Raw genomic sequence first — 18109 nt, forward strand, 5'->3', positions numbered from 1 at the left:
ATCCCGCCGGGGGGGAATAAGATTGCCGCCTTGCAACTGTAGGCGCCCCCCTGATGCTGTCCTTCTCCGAATTGCTTGCCCAGGGCGCCGCGCACGCCTGGCTGTTCATTCCCAGCGCCATCCTGCTGGGCGCCCTGCACGGGCTGGAGCCCGGTCACTCCAAGACCATGATGGCCGCCTTCATCGTCGCGATCCGCGGCACGGTGTGGCAGGCGGTGCTGCTGGGGCTGACGGCGACGGTGTCGCATACCCTGGTGGTCTGGGGCATCGGCCTGGGCGGCATGCTGCTGTGGCAAGGCGTGGACGCCGAGGCCATAGAGCCCTACTTCCAGCTGGCCTCGGGCGTGGCCATCGTACTGATCGCGATCTGGATGTGCTGGCGCACCTGGCGCGAACAGCAGGCGGCGCACGGCCACCATCATCACCACCACCATCATCACGACCACGATCACCACCACCATCATCACGACGACGATGGGCAATACCAGGACGCGCACCAGCGCGCGCACGCCAGCGACATCCAGCGCCGCTTCGCCAACCGGCGCGTCACCAACTGGCAGATCGCGCTGTTCGGCCTGACCGGCGGCCTGATTCCCTGTCCGGCCGCCATCACGGTGCTGCTGCTGTGTCTGCAATTGAAGGAGTTCACGCTGGGCGCGGTGCTGGTGCTGTGTTTTTCCATCGGGCTGGCCATCACGCTGGTGACGGTGGGCGCGGTCGCGGCGCTGGGCGTGCGCCACGCGGCGCGGCATGCGCCCTGGCTGGGCGCGCTGGCGCGGCGGGCGCCGTACCTGTCAGGGGTGCTGATCATTGCTGTGGGCATTTATGTGGGCCTGCTGGGCTGGTCCAACCTGCCGGCGGCCTGAATTCCGGGTCGGCGGGTGCGGTCTTGGAGGGCCGCCGCGATGGGGGGATAATGGATTTTTTCACCCTGCCGAAAGAGGATGCCGATGTCCCGCTGGACCTTTTACTCCGCCCCTGGCACTTGCGCGCTTGCCACCCATATCGCCCTGCATGAAGCCGGCGCCGACTTCGATCTGGTCAAGCTGGATTTCAGCGCCGGGCAGCAGCAAAGCCCCGAGTACCTGCGCGTCAACCCCAAGGGCCGCGTGCCCGCGCTGGCCACCGAACACGGCGTGCTGACCGAGACCCCGGCGCTGCTGGCCTTCGTGGCGCAGCGCTTTCCCGAGGCCGGGCTGGCGCCGCTGGACGATCCGTATGCGTTCGCGCGCATGCAGGAACTGAACAGCTATCTGGCTTCCACCGCCCACGTGGCGCACGCGCACAAGCGGCGCGGGGCGCGCTGGGCCGACGATCCGGCCGCGCACGAGGCCATGCGCGCCAAGGTGCCGCAGGCCATGACCGCCTGCGCGGCCTACCTCGAAACGCAGATCGCCGGCCCCTGGATCGCCGGCGAGCGCTACAGCGTGTCCGACGGCTACCTGTACACCATCGGCAGCTGGCTGGAAGCCGACGGCGTGGACATGGCCAAGTTTCCCAGGCTGACCGACTACCTGGAGCGCGTCGAGGCGCGCCCGGCCGTGCAGCGCGCCCGCGCCGAAGCCCAGGCCTGACGGCCTTGCGGGCGGCCGACAGCGCCGCCCGCCATCCTGCGCTTATTCCGCAGACAGTTTCAGTTTCCTGATCCAGTCGCCGAAGCGCGCGATTTCCGACTGGTAGAACGCGCCCAGCTCCTGCGGCGTGCGGTAGGCGCCTTCGGCCGATTGCGCGTCCAGGCTTTTCTGCACCTCGGGATTGGCCAGCGCGGCCTTGTTGGCCGCGTTCAGTTTCTGCACCACGGCCTCGGGCGTGCCGGCCGGAGCGAACAGCGCATACCACTGCGAGAACTCCAGCCCCGGATAGCCGGCCTCGGCCATGGTGGGCACGTCGGGCAGCGCGCGCGTGCGCTGCGGATGGGCGACCGCCAGGATCTTGATGCGGCCGGACGCCTGCTGCGTGGTGGCCGAGGCCGTGCCCACGAAGGCCAGGTCGACCTGGCCGCCCATCGCGTCCGTGACGGCCGGGCTGTCGCCCTTGTACGGCACGTGCACCATGTCCAGGCCGGTGGCGGCCTTGAAGGCCTCGCCGGTGAGGTGGCCCGTGCCGCCCACGCCGCTGCTGCCGAAGGACAGGCGGTGGGTCTTGCCGTAGGCCAGCAGGTCCTGCACGCTGTCGATGCCCAGCCCGGCGTTGACCACCATCACGATGGGCACCGACGCCACCATGGCCACGGGCGTGAAGTCCTTGCTGGCGTCGTAGGGCTGTTTCTTGTACAGCGTGGGATTGGTGCCGTGCGTGGCGCTGTTGCCCATGAGGATGGTGTAGCCGTCCGGCGTGGACTTGGCCACGGCCGACGCGCCTATCATGCCGTTGGCGCCGCTTTTGTTGTCGACCACGATATTGGCCTTCAGCGACTCGCCCATGTAGCGGGCCATCAGGCGCGTCAGGTAATCGTTCGCTCCGCCGGCCGCGTAGGGCGAAATGAACTGCACGGGCCGGTCCGCGGGATATTCCGCGAGCGCAGGCAGGGCCAGGCCCGCGGCCAGCAGCCCTGCTCCGATGCGGCCGGCCAGCCGCAATCCGAATGGACGAAAGTTCAGCATAGGGTGTCTCCTCAGACTGTGCGTGGATTTTTGGAATACCGGAACCGGCTTGCCCTTCGGTTCACGTCGTCCGCAGTCTAAGAGGCGGGCGGCGGCCGTGCGCCGCCCGCTGGCGCGCGCCGCGCAGATTCGGGTCCACTGTGTGGAATTCCGGCGCCCGTTCAGGCCAGCGCCAGCGTGGGCATGGCGTACGGAACGCGGTCGCGGTCCACGTAGCCGCGCAGCTCGGCCTCGATCGAGCGCACGGTATCGTCCAGGCAGCGCACCACCATCTCCAGCCGGTCGTGCCCCAGGCGCGAGGCCAGCGTGGACACGCTGATGCCGGCGGCCGGCGTGCCGTCGGGCGCGCGGATCGCCATGCCGACCGAATGCACCGGCGGCTCGTCCATGACCTTGTTGGTGGCGTAGCCGCGGCGGCGGGTGCTTTCGATACTGGCCCGCAGGGCCGCCTCGGTAAAGCGCGGGCTCTTGCGGCGCGTGCGCTCGACGTTGATGCGGCAGATGCGGTCGATCTCGTCGTCGGGCAGCGCGCTCAGCAGCGCCAGGCCGCTGGCGCCGACGTTCAGCGGCCGGTGCCGGCCCACGTCGTGCACGAACATCTTTATGGGGAAAGCGCCGTCGGCGCGCGCCACGCAGATGCCGTCGAAACCCGAGCGCACGGTCAGGAACACCGTGTCGCCGGTGTGCTCGGCCACCGCTTCCACATAAGGCAGGCAGATGTCGCGCACCGCCAGCTTGGGCGCGGCGGCCAGGCCCAGCTCGTAGGCCAGCGCGCCCAGGTAATAGCGCTTGCTCTGCAGGTCCTGGCGGATCAGCTTTTCGGCCACCATGCCCTGCAGCAGCCGGTGCGCGGTGGGACGTTCCAGCCCGGTGCGCCGATACAGCTCCACCAGCCGGCTGCCGCTGCGGTTGTTGACCGCGATGATGCGCAGCAAGGCGATGGCGCGCTGCAATGACTGGGTGCCCGCGGCGCCGATGGCGCCGCCGGTGCTGGCCTGGTTCATGATGGTCTCCTCGCCCGCGGCCGGGCCGCGGGGCGTGTTTTTAATGGTCTACATTGCGGACGCTTGTTTTGCCGTCATTGTGCCCCCTGCCCCGCGCCGGTTGAAGCGCGAGTTCACGATACGGACTCTTTTTGCGGCGGCCGGCCGGGCCCGGGCGCGGCCCGCGCGCCAAAACGCCGCAACATAGGGGCCTGTTATCTCCGCAACCGAACTGGAAGGCCATGGCACTGGAGCAAGAACTGATCGTCCGCCTGGAGGCGGGCGTGCTGTGGCTGACGCTGAACCGGCCCGACCGCCGCAACGCGCTCAGCCCAGCCCTGTATGAGGCGCTGCGGGACGCGCTGGAGGCCGCCGGGCGCGATCCGGCGGTCGGCGCCGTGGTGCTGGCCGGCGCGGGCGGCGCCTTTTGCGCGGGCGGCGACATGGACCGCATGCGCCGCCAGGCCGAGTCCGCGCCGCCCTCGCCCGCCCAGCGCATCGCCGCCATGCGCGGGCGCACCCGCATCGTCGAATACCTGCACGGCATGCCCAAGCCCGCCATCGCCATGATCCGCGGCGCGGCCGTGGGCGCGGGGCTGTCGCTGGCGCTGGCCTGCGACCTGCGTTATGGGGATGCCAGCGCCAGGCTGCGCACCGGCTTTATCGGCGCGGGCGTGCCGGGCGATTTCGGCGGCCATTATTTCCTGCCGCGCATCGTCGGCCCGGCCAAGGCGCGCGAACTCTACCTGCGCTCGCCGATGCTGTCGGCCGCGCAGGCCGAGCGCCTGGGCCTGCTCAATGCGGTCTACGACCCGGACCGGCTCGAACCGGAGGTGGCCGCCATCGCCGGCGCCCTGGCCCGCGGCCCGCAGCCGGCCGTGGCCCGCATGAAGGAAAACCTCAATGACGGCCTGGCGCTGGACCTGGCCGCCCTGCTCGATCGCGAATGCGAGCGCCACGTCGAATGCGTCGACAGCCCCGATCACCGCGAGGCGGTGCTGGCGTTCACGCAGAAGCGCGCGCCCGTGTTCCAGGGGGCGGCCTGATCCGTCCGGCCGCGCAACAAGTTTCCCGACCATCCAAGTAAGGAGTTTCGATGTCCACACTATGCAAAGACCGGGTCGTGATCGTGACCGGCGCCGGCCGCGGCATCGGCCGCGAATACGCGCTGCAGCTGGCGCGGCTGGGCGCGCGCGTCGTGGTCAACGACCTGAGCGTGTCGCGCTCGGGCGAGGACACCGGCGAGAGCACCGCCGCGGCCGTCGTGCGCGAAATCGTCGAAAGCGGCGGCCAGGCCATCGCCAACCACGAGAACGTGGCCGACTTCGCAGGCGCCAGGCGCATGATCGAGGCCGCGCTGGACCACTACGGCGCGCTGCACGGCCTGGTCAACAACGCCGGCATCCTGCGCGACCGCACGCTGTGCAATATGAGCGAAGAGGAATGGGACGCCGTCATCGAGGTGCACCTGAAAGGCACGTTCGCGCCGTCGCGCCACGCGGCCGCCCACTGGCGCGACCTGTACAAGAAGACCGGCGAGCCGGTCGGCGGGCGCATCGTGAACACCTCTTCGTCCTCGGGGCTGTACGGCAATATCGGCCAGATCAACTACGGCGCGGCCAAGGCGGGCATCGCCGCCATGACCATCATCGCCGCGCGCGAGCTCAAGCGCTACGGCGTGACGGTCAACGCGATCAATCCCCATGCCCAGACCCGCATGACCGAAGGCCTGCGCGAGCGCAGCGCCGCAGAGATCGAGGCGCGCCATCCGCGCTGGATCGCCCCGGCGGTGGCCTGGCTGGTCAGCGCCGAGAGCAGCGACGTGACCGGCCGCATCTTCGAGCTGGGCGGCGGCCATCTGGCGGCGATGGAAGGCTGGCGCCGCGGCCCCGCGGCGGAGCCGGTCGACGACGCCGCGCGGATCGGGCCGGTGCTGCGCGACCTGGCGCAGCGCGCCCGCCGCAACGTCGATATGAAAGGCCACGATCTGGACTGACCCGGGAGAGCCTGCCGTGATCGACAAGCAAGTGAGTTCCATAGCCGAAGCCGTGGCCGGCATCAAGGATGACTCGGTCATCCTGGTCGGCGGCTTCGGTTCCTCCGGCCGTCCGGCCGATCTGATGGAGGGCCTGCTGGACCTGGGCGTCCGGGGCCTGACCATCGTGGCCAACAACGCCACCGTCGGCGACGACATCGTCAGCGAGCTGATGGCCGCCGGCCGCATCCGCAAGGTGGTGTGTTCGTTTCCGCGCGGCCTCAAGGGCCGCACGATCTTCGACGAGCTGTACGGCGCGGGCAAGATCGAACTGGAGCTGGTGCCGCAGGGCACGCTGGCCGAGCGCATCCGCGCCGGCGCGGCCGGCATCGGCGGTTTCTTCACGCGCACCGCGGCCGGCACCCGCCTGGCCGAGGGCAAGGAAACCCGCGTCATAGACGGGCAGACCTACGTGCTGGAGCGCCCCATCAAAGGCGACGTGGCGCTGCTCAAGGGCCTGCACGGCGACCGCTGGGGCAATCTGGTCTATCACCGCGGCGCGCGCATCAACAACCCGGTCATGGCCGGCGCGGCCAGGCTGGTCGTCGCCCAGGTGCGCGGCATCGTGCCGCTGGGCGCGCTGGACCCGGAACACATCGTCACGCCGGGCGTTTTCGTGGATCGTTTAGTGGAGGTGCCCAATGAGCGCAAGGCTTAGCCGCCAGGATATCGCCCGCGTCGCCGCCCGGGACATACCGGACGGCGCCTGCGTCAACCTCGGCATCGGCCTGCCGACCCTGATCGCCGACCACGTGCCCCCCGGCCGCGAGCTCATGCTGCACAGCGAACAGGGCCTGCTGGGCCTGGGGCCGGCGCCGGCCCCGGGCGAGGAAGACTACGACGTGATCAACGCCGGCAAGCTGCCGGTGACGCTGCTGCCCGGCGCCTCGGTGTTCAGCCACAGCGAATCGTTCCTGATGATCCGCGGCGGCCATATCGACATCGCCTGCCTGGGCGCGTTCCAGGTGGCGGCCAATGGCGACCTGGCCAACTGGACCGTGGACGCCCCCGGCCAGATCCCGGGCGTGGGCGGGGCCATGGACCTGGCGGCCGGCGCCGAACAGGTCTGGGTGTTGATGGAGCACTGCACCCGCGACGGCGCGCCGCGCATCCTGGAGCAATGCAGCTATCCCCTCACCGCGCCGGACTGCGTGGACCGCATCTACACCGATCTGGCGGTGATCGACGTCACCGCCGCGGGACTGGTCGTGCGCCGCCTGGCCGAAGGCTGGACGCTGGAGGCGCTGCAGGCGCTTACCGGCGCCCCGCTGACGCTGGCGCCGGACTGCTCGCCCTACCGCGCCGACCTATAGAGAAGACAAGGAGCACAATGTGCAGACCGCAGTAACCCGCATGCTCGGCATCGAGCATCCCATCGTTCAGGGCGGCATGCAGTGGGTGGCCCGCGCCGAACTCGCCGCGGCCGTCTCCAACGCCGGCGCGCTGGGCATACTGACCGCGCTGACCCAGCCCAGCCCCGAGCACCTGCGCCGCGAAATCGCCCGCATGCGCGAGATGACGGACCGCCCCTTCGGCGTGAACCTGACCTTCCTGCCCACGCTCAAGCCGGTGCCGTACGCCGAGTACCGCGACGCCATCATCGAATCGGGCGTCAAGATCGTGGAGACGGCCGGCAACAATCCCGGCGAACACATGCCGGCCCTGAAGGCCGCCGGCGTGCGCGTGATCCACAAATGCACCACCCCGCGCCATGCCCGCAAGGCGCAGGAGATCGGCGTGGACATCGTGTCCATCGACGGCTATGAGTGCGCCGGCCACGTGGGCGAGAACGACATTCCGGGCCTGATCCTGATTCCGGCCACGGTGGCGCAGGTGTCGATACCGGTGATCGCCTCGGGCGGCTTCGGCGACGCGCGCGGCCTGGTGGCCGCGCTGGCCCTGGGCGCCGAGGGCATCAACATGGGCACGCGCTTCATGTGCACCCGGGAGTCGCCGGTGCACGAGTCGATCAAGCAAGCCATCACCCGCTCCAGCGAAACCGACACCCGGCTGATCCTGCGCAGCCTGCGCAACACCAGCCGCGTCTGGGCCAACCAGCTGTCGGCCGAGGTGGTGGCGCTGGAGCGCGCCGGCGCGGGCATCGACCGCATCGGTCCGCTGGTGGTCGGCGCCAAGGGGCGCGGCGTCTACGAAAGCGGCGACGTCGAAAGCGGCATCTGGACTGTGGGCATGATCCAGGGCCTGATCGACGACATTCCGGCCTGCGGCGACCTGGTGCGCCGCATCATGGACCAGGCCCACGGCCTGGTGTCCGGACGCCTGGCCGCCCTGCTCTGACCCATTCTTTCTTACCTGGAGGCAGCCCATGCTGACTTTGGAAACCCCTTACGAACTCGAAGCCCACGTCGGCAAAGTCCTGGGACGGACCGGCTGGATCGAAGTCACCCAGCCCATGATCGACGAATTCGCCCGCCTGTCGGGCGACGACAACTGGATCCACGTGGACGTGGAGCGGGCCCGGCGCGAACTGCCGGACGGCAAGACCATCGCCCACGGGATGCTGACGTTCTCGCTGATGTCCGGCATGGGCGGCGAGATCGTGCAGGTGCGCCAGCGCGGGCGCGGCATCAACTACGGCTCCAACAAGGTCCGCTTCACCGCGCCGGTGCAGGTGGGCTCGCGCATCTGCCTGGAGCGCAGCCTGGTGGCCTTCGAACGCCTGGAAGGCGCGGTGCGCCTGACCTACGGCAACACCATGTACCGCGAAGGCCAGGAACGCCCGGTCATGGTGGCCGAAACGCTGAACCTGATGTACGAAAAGGGCAAATGATGAGAGTCGACGACGCAGCCGGCACGGGCGCGCCCTATGCGCGTTACGTGCGGCATCTGAAGGCCGGCGAACTGGCCTATCAATTCAGCCCGGCGGCCGGGCGCGCCGTGTTCTTTCCGCGGGTGCGCTGCCCCTACACCGGCCAGGACAGCCTGCAATGGCGCATCAGCGCCGGCATCGGCACCGTGTACAGCACCTCGGTGGTCTACCCGCGCAAGGGCGAGCCCTACAACGTGGCGCTGATCGACCTGGACGAAGGGTTCCGGATGATGAGCCGGGTCGAGGCGGCCGACCCCCTGCAGGTCGCCATCGGCCAGCGCGTGCGCTTTCGCGCCGCGGCCGAGGAAGGCCTGGACGATCCCGTCGCCGTGTTCACGCCGCTGGAGTCCGCATGATGAACGACGATTTCCGACCCGGCCGCGCCGTGGTGGCGGGCGCGGCCGAATCCGACCTGGGCGCCGTGGGCGAGGCCTATACGGCGCTGGACCTGATGGCCCAGGGCGTCTACCGCGCCCTGGACGACTGCGGACTGTCCATCAAGGACGTGGACGGCCTGTTCTGCGCCACCACCCAGAGCCGCCTGGCGGGCCTGGCGCTGGCCGAATACCTGCAGCTGCCGGAAGCCTACATCGACTCCACCTCCACCGGCGGCTCGTCGTTCATGGGGCACCTGGCGCGGGCCGAGGCGGCGATCGCCGCCGGCCTGTGCGAGGTCGCCGTGGTGGCCTACGGCAGCACCCAGCGCTCGCTGGGCCGCAAGAACACCAGCCGGCCGGAATGGAACCCCTACGAATCGCCTTACAAACCCTTCCTGCCGGCCACGGCCTACGCCATGGCGGCCGCCCGCCACATGCATGAATTCGGCACCACCCGCGAGCAGCTGGCCGAAGTCGCGGTGGCGGCGCGCCAGTGGGCGCTGCTGAATCCCATGGCCTGGGAGCGCGAACCCCTGACGGTCGAAGGCGTGCTGTCCTCGCGCATGGTCAGCCATCCGCTCACCATCCGCGACTGCTGCCTGGTCTCCGACGGCGGCGGCGCGCTGGTGCTGACCACGCCGGCGCGGGCGCGCGGGCTGCGCACCGCCCCGGTCTACCTGCTGGGTTCGGGCCATTGCAGCACCCACCTGACCATCAGCAACATGCCCGACCTGGTCAATACCGGCGCGCGCGTGTCCGGCGAGATCGCGTATGCACAGGCCGGCCTGACCGCCTCCGACATGGACGTGGTGGGCCTGTACGACGCCTTCACCATCAACACCGTGCTGTTCCTGGAGGATCTGGGCTTTTGCGCCAAGGGTGAAGGCGGCGCCTTCGTCGCCAACGGCCGCATCGCGCCAGGCGGCCAGTTGCCCGTCAACACCAACGGCGGCGGGTTGTCGTACTGCCACCCCGGCATGTACGGCATCTTCCTGCTGATCGAAGCCGTCCGCCAGTTGCGCGGCGAATGCGGCCGGCGCCAGGTCGAGGGCGCCGAAGTCGCCCTGGCGCATGGCAACGGCGGCGTGCTGTCGTCGCAGTACACGGTGATTCTGGGCGGGGCTTCGACGGTTTAGGTGTTCTCGGGTGTCGCCTTGATTCGGTGTTAGAACTGAGGCGATGCTGGCCGCGTTTATACCGGCTGCGCCTGCGCGAGCACCTTGGCCCGGACCTTTGGCGGCAGGTCGCCGGGCGTTCGCAAATCGACGTGGATGCCCTCAAGAACCGTTTCGGAGAATCGCCCTGGCCCGACGTTCCCAAGCAGCGGCAATTCGCCGGCAAATACCCAATTTCAGTGATTCCCAGCCGAGCGCCAGCGGTATCTAATGCTCACGCCGGGGCGCGAGCATGAAGCAGCTTCAGAGAAATCACTTTAACTAATTCACTTTATATAGCTACGGAAAATCTCAAATAATCAATTACTTAAAGCGATAAGTTAAAGTTGTTTGATGCAGGAAGCGTCGCAATGGGCCAGACGCTTCCTGCATTTTTTTCGGGTAAACCCGAAGAAACTTTCCAGGACATATCCGAGTCGATAATTGTTCAGGTTATTGTCAGATGCTGCCGCCCGGCGGCATCCGCGCCTGCCCTTTCCCGCCGACCCGAGAGCCCCGATGACAAGGTCCGCCGCGCGTTCGTCCGCGAGTTTCCAGCATGCGCCCCCTGCCGCCGGCCTGTCGGTGCTGGATGCGACGATGGTGCTGGTGGGCGTGGTCATCGGCATCGGCATATTCGGCTTTCCTCCGCTGGTGGCCCAGCACGCCGCTTCCGAAGCCGCCTATGTGGCGCTGTGGGTGGCGGGCGGCTGCGTGATGCTGGTGGGGGCGCTGTGCTATGCGGAGCTGGGCTCGGCCTATCCGGGCGCCGGCGGCGAATACCTGTACCTGACGCGGGCCTGGGGCCAGCGCGTGGGCGTGATGTTCGCGTGGGCGCGCTGCACGGTGATCCAGACCGGCGCGATCGCGGTGGTGGCCTATATCTATGGCGATTATGCGCAGCGCCTGGCGCCGCTGGGCGATTACGGCCCTGCCCTGCACGCGGCGCTGTCGGTGGTGGCGCTGACCGCGCTGAACGTGGCGGGCACGCGTTATTCCAAGCGCCTGCAATGGGTGTTCACGCTGCTGACGCTGGCGGCGCTGGCCGCGGTGCTGGTGGCCAGCCTGTCGGCCACCGCGCAAGGCCCGCTGCGCGACGTGGCGCCGATGCCGCTTGCCGGGCATCCGGCCGGCCTGCTGGGCATGGGCATGGTGTTCGTGCTGCTGACGTACGGCGGATGGAACGAGGCCGCCTATCTGAGCGGCGAACTGCGCGAGCCGGGCCGCAACATGAGCCGCGTGCTGCTGCTGGGCACCGTGGTGGTCACCGCCGCCTATGTGCTGACCAACCTGGCCCTGCTGGAGATCTTCGGGCTGCAGGGGCTGCGCGACACGCCCGCGCTGGGCGCCGACGTCATGCAGCTGGCGGCCGGCCCGTATGCCGCGGCCCTGCTCAGCCTGACGATCTGCGCCACGGCGCTCAGCACCATCAACGGCACCATCATCACCGGCGCCCGCGTGTACTGCGCGCTGGGCCGCGACGTGCCGCGCCTGGGCGCGCTGGCGGCCTGGAACGCGCGCAACGAAACCCCGGCCGCCGCGCTGCTGGCGCAGGGCGCGATCACGCTGGCGCTGATCGGGCTGGGCGCGTTCAGCAAGAACAGCGTGCAGACCCTGGTGGCCTATACCGCGCCGGTGTTCTGGCTGTTCATGCTGCTGGTGGCGGCCTCGGTGTGGCGGCTGCGGCGGCTGGACCCCGACCGTCCGCGCCCGTTCCGGGTGCCGCTGTATCCCCTGCCCCCCTTACTGCTGGCGCTGGTGTGCGCCGGCCTGGTGTATTCGAGCGCCGTCTACGCGGGAGCCGGCGCCCTGATCGGATTGGCCGTCCTGGCGGCGGGCCTGCCCATGCTGCGCCTGGCCCGCCCGCAGCCGCCGCCAGATTAGGCGCGGCGCTTGCAGACGGCTTTACGCAACCCCACGCAAGGAGCCTGCATCATGCAAATCGCGATTCCGTTCCAACGGCCCGGCGTCCGGGCGGCTTCGGCCGCGGCGCTGGCCCTGGCCTGCGTTCTGGGCGCCGCCGCGCAGGCCGCGCCCGCGGCGGCCACCGAACAACAGCAGGACTACGAGCCCAGCGTCGGCCAGGACGGCAAGGACGTCATCTGGGTGCCCACGCCCCAGACCCTGGTCGACAAGATGCTGGACATGGCCAAGGTCACGCCGCGCGACCGGCTGATGGACCTGGGCTCGGGCGACGGCCGTACCGTGATCACCGCCGCCCAGCGCGGCCTGACGGCCCAGGGCATCGAGTACAACCCGGACCTGGTGGCGCTGTCGCGCCGCAACGCCGAGCGCGCCGGCGTGGGCGACCGGGCCACGTTCGTGGCGGCCGACCTGTTCGCCACCGATCTGTCCAAGGCCGACGTCATCACCATGTTCCTGCTGTCGACCATCAACGAAAAACTGCGGCCCAGGCTGCTGGAGCTGGCGCCGGGCACGCGCGTGGTGTCGAACACGTTCCGCATGGGCGACTGGGAGCCGGACGCCGAGGAAACCGTGACCGAGAACTGCAGCAGCTATTGCACCGCGCTGCTGTGGATCGTGCCGGCCAAGGTCCAGGGCAAGTGGGACGTGGACGGCCAGACGCTGCACCTGGAGCAGCACTACCAGAAGCTGTCCGGCAAGCTGGGTTCGGTCCCGATCTCCGATGCGCGGCTCAACGGCGCCGAAATCGCCTTCACGGTGGACGGCGTGCGTTATACGGGCGTGGTCAATGGCAAGACCATGAGCGGCAAGGCCGCGGGCCGCGGGAGCTGGTCGGCCAGGCGCGCCTAGGAATCGTTGCGCCAGGCCATCAGCGAGGCCTCGACGTGGCCGACTTCCTGGGCGCTCATGCCGGCCATGTCGTAGTAGCGCCCGCGTTCGGCCACCACGCCGCGCACGTGGTCCAGGATCTGGCGCGCGGCGGTTTCGGAGCGCAGGCCGAAGCGGCGGTATTCGCTCAGACAGTTCTGGAACGAGCTTTCGCGCCCGGCCGCGCCGATATGCAGATAGTGCCTGGCCGAGCCTTCCTGCGTCACCACGTCGAACAGCGGCGACAACCGGTAGCTGTGGGCGTTTTCGTCCTTGAGAAAGCCGACGTTCTTCAGGTGGTCGTCGGTGTTGTGCACGGCCACGTTCAGCACCATGCGGGCGTAGAGCTCCTTCAGGTCCTGCACCGGGTTGGACGACACGCGGCGGGCCACGTCGGCCAGCCGGGCGTAGGAATACGTGGCCTTGCCGCGCGGCCCGTCCAGTTCGCGCTTGCCGATCTGGACGGACGGGCTGATGAGCGAGGCCCCGCTCAGAAAATGGCGGCGCGCGACGATGGGGTCCGCGCCCTTGCCCGCCGGCAGCAGTTCGCGGTCGAAGCGATGGGTCAGCAGCACCGCGCCCAGCCGCGTTTCGGCCAGCCGGATCTCGGGAACGGTCAGGCCGATGGCCCTGGCCATTTGCAGGTTGGCGTACTCGACCCGCTGGCGGTCGTAGGAATCGCCCTTGCGCGGGAATTTGGCGATCCACATCTCGCCCTGGTCGTCGCGCACGATGGTCTTGGGGCGCGCCCCGCCGATGTCCCATGAACTGCCCAGGATGTCGCGGTACAGGCCCTTGGGCTTGACGCCCTGGTCGATGTCGGTGAGCAGCCCGGCCAGCGATTCCAGCTGGCTGACTTCGGGCAGGCGGTAGGTCTTGCGCATATTGGGCGTGAGCTGGCGCGCGCTGAAGAACAGCGCCCCCACGCCCATTCCGCGGCCCTTGAGCAACACCTCGTCTTCGGTCACGCGCGCGCCGGCGTTGTCGATGCGCATGACGTTGCGGCCCCAGGCGTCGGGCGCGGCGTCGAATATGGCGCCGAGTTTTTCGTAGCGGCTTTCGGTGCGGAACGTGCTGCGGGCGTCGACCAGCGGCAGGTTCAGCGGGTCCAGCGCGAAGGCGCGCGGGTCATCCACGTAGGACTGCACGTAGGTGAATTCGGCGAAAAAGCGGTTCTCGTCCGTGTCGTCCAGCGTCAACAGGCCGGCCAATACGGCCTCGCCGCGGATGTCGACGTAGACGTACAGCTCGCTTTCGACCGATTTGTGCTTCTTGCCGGTAGCCATGTGCGCAGACGCTTCTTACAGCCGGGTGGGATCGGCCCGGTGCGAGTGCAGCGCGCCCGCGCCACCGCGGCTGGGCCGGCGCATTGCGTCGAGCCGCTTGCCGACGCCGTCCTGCTCGGGATCGCCGAGCGTGTAGAGCTGGTCCGCGTAGCCGTACTGGAGCAAGGCTTCCACGGCCAGCGCCAGCGACACGCCGCCGTCGCCGCGTTCGAGACGGGCGATGGTGGCGCGCGACACGCCCATGCGGCTGGCCAGCGTGGACTCGGTTTCGGCGCGCCGCAGCCGGGCGGTGCGGATATTGGCGCCGATCCGGGCCAGCGCCTCGGCGGCCTCGAAGCTGGGTTCGATCTTCTTTTTCATGACTCAATAATAGTGCTTAATCTATTGGAATGCACCATAAATGAGGCATGTTGAAAAGTAAACCGAGTCATTAATAGCGCATTGAGGCTAGTTTTGCATTATTAATGATGCATTTCCAGCTATCGGATCACTACGGCCTGTTCCAGGCGCAGCGCGCCGCGCCCGGTGTCCAGCGTCACGCGCGCGCCCAGCGGCAGGGTCAGGTTGGGATTGCCGTGGCCGCTGGGCCAGCCGCCCAGCACCGGGATGCCGCGGCCGCGGAACTGGTCCAGGATCAGCGGATACAGCATGCCCTGGGCCTGCGCGTCGTCCATCTGCACGCCCAGGATGCGCGTGAAGCTGCCGACCAGCACGCCCTTGACGCCGTCGAACTTGCCGGCGGCGGCCAGCTGGTTCAGCAGCCGGTCCACGCGCGGCAGCGCCTCGTTGACGTCCTCGATGAAAAGAATCGCGTCGCGCGTGTCGATCTCGTAGGGCGAGCCGATCAGCGCCGCGATCAGGGCGAGGTTGCCGCCCACCAGCCGCCCGGTGGCCGTTCCCGGCACCAGCGTGGTGGCGGGGGCGTCCAGCGGCGGGTCGATCCAGGCGCCCTGCCCGAACTGCCCGCTCAGCATGGCCAGCAGATGCGATTCGGTCGGCTCGCGTTTGCCGGCCAGCATGTCCTGCGCCAGCATCGGGCCGTGGAAGGTCACGAAGCCGGCGCGCCGCTGCAGGGCCAGATGCAGGGCCGTGATGTCGCTGTAGCCGATGAAGGGCTTGGGATGGCGGCGCAGCAGCTCGTAGTCCAGCCCGTCCAGCAGGCGCCACGAGCCGAAGCCGCCTTGCAGGCACCACACCGCACTGACGTCGGGCGCGGCGAAGGCGGCGTGCAGATCGGCCAGCCGCTCGGCGTCGCTGCCGGCCAGGTAGTCGTACGGCGGCTGCAGCCGGATGCGCGAAGCCGGCATGACCTGCGGCGCGTAGCCGCGCTCCTGCAGCCATTCGGCGGCCTGGTCGCTGGCGTCGGGCGCGGCCGAGGCCGGCGCCACGATCGCCACTTTCGCGCCGGGCCGCAGCGCCGGCACCGGCGAGGCGGCCGTGCCCGGCGAAACCGGAGGCGCGGCGGGCGCCGGCGTGGCCGGCCGCCGCGGCGCGACCGGCGCGCGCGACGCACAGCCGCCCAGGACGGCGGCGGACAGGCCCAGGGCCCCCGCCTGGATGAGAAAACTGCGGCGCGGGGACGGCTGGCCGTGGTTTGCTGCTTTGCTGCTCATGTCCTTCCTTTGATCAGAACCGCTCATAGCCCAGTCGGTAGCGCCACAGCCCCGGCGCCAGCCCCGCCATGGGCAGGCGGCCGATGCGGATGCGGCGCAGCGCCAGCAGCCGCAGGCCGGCCGTGTCGCAGACGTACTCGATGAATCCCGGCGCCGGCGTCTTCAAGGCGAAGCGCAGATGGGTTTCGTTCTGCCAGCTGACCTTCATGGGCGTGGCCGGACGGCCCTGCCAGGCCAGGCCGCGCTGAAGCCGCGCCAGATCGCCCTCGCCCAGCGCGCCCGCGACCTCGGCGATGTACTCGTGCTCGACGTGGCGCGCGTCTTCGACCAGCTTGCGCATCACCGGATACTCCTGCGTATAGACCAGCAGCCCGCTGGCGGCGCGCTCCAGCGGCGTGGCCAGCTTCAGGCCATTGAGCATGCGCTTGAGGAAGCGCAGGCCGGAGCGGTCGCCGGGCATCAGGTTCTCGGGCAGGATCAGGTCGCGCGCCGAGCCGGGTTCGTCGTTGGCGTACAGGCCGGCGGGCTTGTGCAGCAGGATGGTGACGGGCTGCGCGGGTTCCAGCCGGGCGCCGGGCAGCAGCGCGACAGCCTGTTGCGGGGCGACCCGGAAGCCCGGCTCTTCCACGGTCTTGCCGTCCACCGCGACCCAGCCGCCCTCGATATAGCGTTCGGCGTCGCCGCGCGAGCACTGCTGTAGCGCGGCCACGCGCTTGGCCAGGCGCTCGCTGCCGTCGGCCGGCTTGCTGTCCTGGCGGGCGGTATTGCGGGGGGCGTTTCTGGACGCCGCGGCGCGGCGTGGAAGAGTCAGCGTGCCGNGATCAGGGCGAGGTTGCCGCCCACCAGCCGCCCGGTGGCCGTTCCCGGCACCAGCGTGGTGGCGGGGGCGTCCAGCGGCGGGTCGATCCAGGCGCCCTGCCCGAACTGCCCGCTCAGCATGGCCAGCAGATGCGATTCGGTCGGCTCGCGTTTGCCGGCCAGCATGTCCTGCGCCAGCATCGGGCCGTGGAAGGTCACGAAGCCGGCGCGCCGCTGCAGGGCCAGATGCAGGGCCGTGATGTCGCTGTAGCCGATGAAGGGCTTGGGATGGCGGCGCAGCAGCTCGTAGTCCAGCCCGTCCAGCAGGCGCCACGAGCCGAAGCCGCCTTGCAGGCACCACACCGCACTGACGTCGGGCGCGGCGAAGGCGGCGTGCAGATCGGCCAGCCGCTCGGCGTCGCTGCCGGCCAGGTAGTCGTACGGCGGCTGCAGCCGGATGCGCGAAGCCGGCATGACCTGCGGCGCGTAGCCGCGCTCCTGCAGCCATTCGGCGGCCTGGTCGCTGGCGTCGGGCGCGGCCGAGGCCGGCGCCACGATCGCCACTTTCGCGCCGGGCCGCAGCGCCGGCACCGGCGAGGCGGCCGTGCCCGGCGAAACCGGAGGCGCGGCGGGCGCCGGCGTGGCCGGCCGCCGCGGCGCGACCGGCGCGCGCGACGCACAGCCGCCCAGGACGGCGGCGGACAGGCCCAGGGCCCCCGCCTGGATGAGAAAACTGCGGCGCGGGGACGGCTGGCCGTGGTTTGCTGCTTTGCTGCTCATGTCCTTCCTTTGATCAGAACCGCTCATAGCCCAGTCGGTAGCGCCACAGCCCCGGCGCCAGCCCCGCCATGGGCAGGCGGCCGATGCGGATGCGGCGCAGCGCCAGCAGCCGCAGGCCGGCCGTGTCGCAGACGTACTCGATGAATCCCGGCGCCGGCGTCTTCAAGGCGAAGCGCAGATGGGTTTCGTTCTGCCAGCTGACCTTCATGGGCGTGGCCGGACGGCCCTGCCAGGCCAGGCCGCGCTGAAGCCGCGCCAGATCGCCCTCGCCCAGCGCGCCCGCGACCTCGGCGATGTACTCGTGCTCGACGTGGCGCGCGTCTTCGACCAGCTTGCGCATCACCGGATACTCCTGCGTATAGACCAGCAGCCCGCTGGCGGCGCGCTCCAGCGGCGTGGCCAGCTTCAGGCCATTGAGCATGCGCTTGAGGAAGCGCAGGCCGGAGCGGTCGCCGGGCATCAGGTTCTCGGGCAGGATCAGGTCGCGCGCCGAGCCGGGTTCGTCGTTGGCGTACAGGCCGGCGGGCTTGTGCAGCAGGATGGTGACGGGCTGCGCGGGTTCCAGCCGGGCGCCGGGCAGCAGCGCGACAGCCTGTTGCGGGGCGACCCGGAAGCCCGGCTCTTCCACGGTCTTGCCGTCCACCGCGACCCAGCCGCCCTCGATATAGCGTTCGGCGTCGCCGCGCGAGCACTGCTGTAGCGCGGCCACGCGCTTGGCCAGGCGCTCGCTGCCGTCGGCCGGCTTGCTGTCCTGGCGGGCGGTATTGCGGGGGGCGTTTCTGGACGCCGCGGCGCGGCGTGGAAGAGTCAGCGTGCCGGCGGCGCGCGTGTGGGGAGGCTTCGACATGGAACTGGCG

At 69.7% G+C, this 18109-nt stretch carries 19 protein-coding genes and 1 pseudogene; 12 read left to right on the top strand and 8 right to left on the bottom strand.

Annotated elements, in window-relative coordinates; translation table 11 throughout:
- Positions 1-53 precede the first annotated feature (53 nt).
- Both C1I89_RS02135 and C1I89_RS02140 read left to right on the top strand, forming a co-directional pair.
- On the top strand, positions 54-866 hold the full coding sequence (locus C1I89_RS02135; RefSeq protein ID WP_102771158.1) for a nickel/cobalt efflux transporter: 813 nt from the start codon (positions 54-56) through the stop codon (positions 864-866).
- Positions 867-950: 84 nt separating this feature from the next.
- Positions 951-1574 (top strand): glutathione S-transferase family protein, encoded by a 624-nt coding sequence (locus C1I89_RS02140; RefSeq protein ID WP_102771159.1) that lies wholly within the window; start codon positions 951-953, stop codon positions 1572-1574.
- Between the two features lie 42 nt (positions 1575-1616).
- On the opposite strand, the gene C1I89_RS02145 is transcribed toward C1I89_RS02140, so the two are convergent.
- Complete coding sequence (locus C1I89_RS02145; protein WP_102771160.1) at positions 1617-2603, bottom strand: Bug family tripartite tricarboxylate transporter substrate binding protein; 987 nt, start codon at positions 2601-2603, stop codon at positions 1617-1619.
- Between the two features lie 161 nt (positions 2604-2764).
- Entirely contained in the window at positions 2765-3607 is an 843-nt protein-coding gene (locus C1I89_RS02150) for an IclR family transcriptional regulator (RefSeq protein ID WP_102771161.1), read from the bottom strand.
- Between the two features lie 221 nt (positions 3608-3828).
- On the opposite strand from C1I89_RS02150, the gene C1I89_RS02160 reads away from it, so the two are divergent.
- The 10 genes from C1I89_RS02160 (at position 3829) to C1I89_RS02210 (ending at position 12757) form a co-directional block, all read left to right on the top strand.
- A complete protein-coding gene (locus C1I89_RS02160; protein ID WP_102771163.1) occupies positions 3829-4632 on the top strand; it encodes an enoyl-CoA hydratase-related protein in 804 nt (267 codons plus the stop codon).
- A 50-nt stretch (positions 4633-4682) separates the two neighbouring features.
- Positions 4683-5582 carry an SDR family NAD(P)-dependent oxidoreductase gene (locus tag C1I89_RS02165; protein WP_102771164.1) on the top strand — a complete coding sequence of 300 codons (900 nt, stop codon included), beginning with the start codon at positions 4683-4685 and terminating at the stop codon, positions 5580-5582.
- A gap of 16 nt (positions 5583-5598) precedes the next feature.
- Positions 5599-6279, top strand: a complete 681-nt coding sequence (locus C1I89_RS02170; protein ID WP_102771165.1) for a 3-oxoacid CoA-transferase subunit A — start codon at positions 5599-5601, stop codon at positions 6277-6279.
- Positions 6263-6934, top strand: coding sequence for a 3-oxoacid CoA-transferase subunit B (locus C1I89_RS02175; protein WP_102771166.1), 672 nt, complete (start codon positions 6263-6265; stop codon positions 6932-6934). Before C1I89_RS02170 ends, C1I89_RS02175 begins: the two co-directional genes overlap by 17 nt.
- A gap of 19 nt (positions 6935-6953) precedes the next feature.
- Positions 6954-7919 carry an NAD(P)H-dependent flavin oxidoreductase gene (locus C1I89_RS02180; RefSeq protein ID WP_108627522.1) on the top strand — a complete coding sequence of 322 codons (966 nt, stop codon included), beginning with the start codon at positions 6954-6956 and terminating at the stop codon, positions 7917-7919.
- A 28-nt stretch (positions 7920-7947) separates the two neighbouring features.
- On the top strand, positions 7948-8412 hold the full coding sequence (locus C1I89_RS02185) for a MaoC family dehydratase (RefSeq protein ID WP_102771168.1): 465 nt from the start codon (positions 7948-7950) through the stop codon (positions 8410-8412).
- Complete coding sequence (locus C1I89_RS02190; protein ID WP_168202120.1) at positions 8409-8807, top strand: Zn-ribbon domain-containing OB-fold protein; 399 nt, start codon at positions 8409-8411, stop codon at positions 8805-8807. The genes C1I89_RS02185 and C1I89_RS02190 overlap by 4 nt, the downstream gene beginning before the upstream one ends.
- On the top strand, positions 8807-9964 hold the full coding sequence (locus C1I89_RS02195) for an acetyl-CoA acetyltransferase (protein WP_102771169.1): 1158 nt from the start codon (positions 8807-8809) through the stop codon (positions 9962-9964). Before C1I89_RS02190 ends, C1I89_RS02195 begins: the two co-directional genes overlap by 1 nt.
- A gap of 537 nt (positions 9965-10501) precedes the next feature.
- A complete protein-coding gene (locus tag C1I89_RS02205) occupies positions 10502-11866 on the top strand; it encodes an APC family permease (RefSeq protein ID WP_102771170.1) in 1365 nt (454 codons plus the stop codon).
- A 51-nt stretch (positions 11867-11917) separates the two neighbouring features.
- Entirely contained in the window at positions 11918-12757 is an 840-nt protein-coding gene (locus tag C1I89_RS02210; protein WP_102771171.1) for an SAM-dependent methyltransferase, read from the top strand.
- Here the strand turns inward: C1I89_RS02210 and C1I89_RS02215 are convergent.
- The 6 genes and pseudogenes from C1I89_RS02215 to C1I89_RS02240 all read right to left on the bottom strand — a co-directional run bounded on the left by C1I89_RS02215 (position 12754) and on the right by C1I89_RS02240 (position 18099).
- Positions 12754-14061 (bottom strand): type II toxin-antitoxin system HipA family toxin, encoded by a 1308-nt coding sequence (locus tag C1I89_RS02215; protein WP_102771172.1) that lies wholly within the window; start codon positions 14059-14061, stop codon positions 12754-12756. The genes C1I89_RS02210 and C1I89_RS02215 overlap by 4 nt on opposite strands.
- A gap of 15 nt (positions 14062-14076) precedes the next feature.
- A complete protein-coding gene (locus C1I89_RS02220) occupies positions 14077-14421 on the bottom strand; it encodes a helix-turn-helix transcriptional regulator (RefSeq protein ID WP_102771173.1) in 345 nt (114 codons plus the stop codon).
- A gap of 119 nt (positions 14422-14540) precedes the next feature.
- Complete coding sequence (locus C1I89_RS02225; protein ID WP_440130610.1) at positions 14541-15674, bottom strand: S66 peptidase family protein; 1134 nt, start codon at positions 15672-15674, stop codon at positions 14541-14543.
- A gap of 13 nt (positions 15675-15687) precedes the next feature.
- Positions 15688-16395, bottom strand: a complete 708-nt coding sequence (locus C1I89_RS02230; protein ID WP_102771825.1) for an RNA pseudouridine synthase — start codon at positions 16393-16395, stop codon at positions 15688-15690.
- Positions 16396-16487: 92 nt separating this feature from the next.
- A pseudogene (locus C1I89_RS02235) lies at positions 16488-17252 on the bottom strand (S66 peptidase family protein); the annotation flags it as partial.
- 13 nt (positions 17253-17265) lie between these two features.
- On the bottom strand, positions 17266-18099 hold the full coding sequence (locus C1I89_RS02240; RefSeq protein ID WP_102771174.1) for an RNA pseudouridine synthase: 834 nt from the start codon (positions 18097-18099) through the stop codon (positions 17266-17268).
- Positions 18100-18109: the final 10 nt, after the last annotated feature.

This window comes from Achromobacter pulmonis, assembly GCF_002885955.2.
GTDB classification, from domain to species: Bacteria; Pseudomonadota; Gammaproteobacteria; order Burkholderiales; family Burkholderiaceae_B; genus Achromobacter; species Achromobacter pulmonis_A.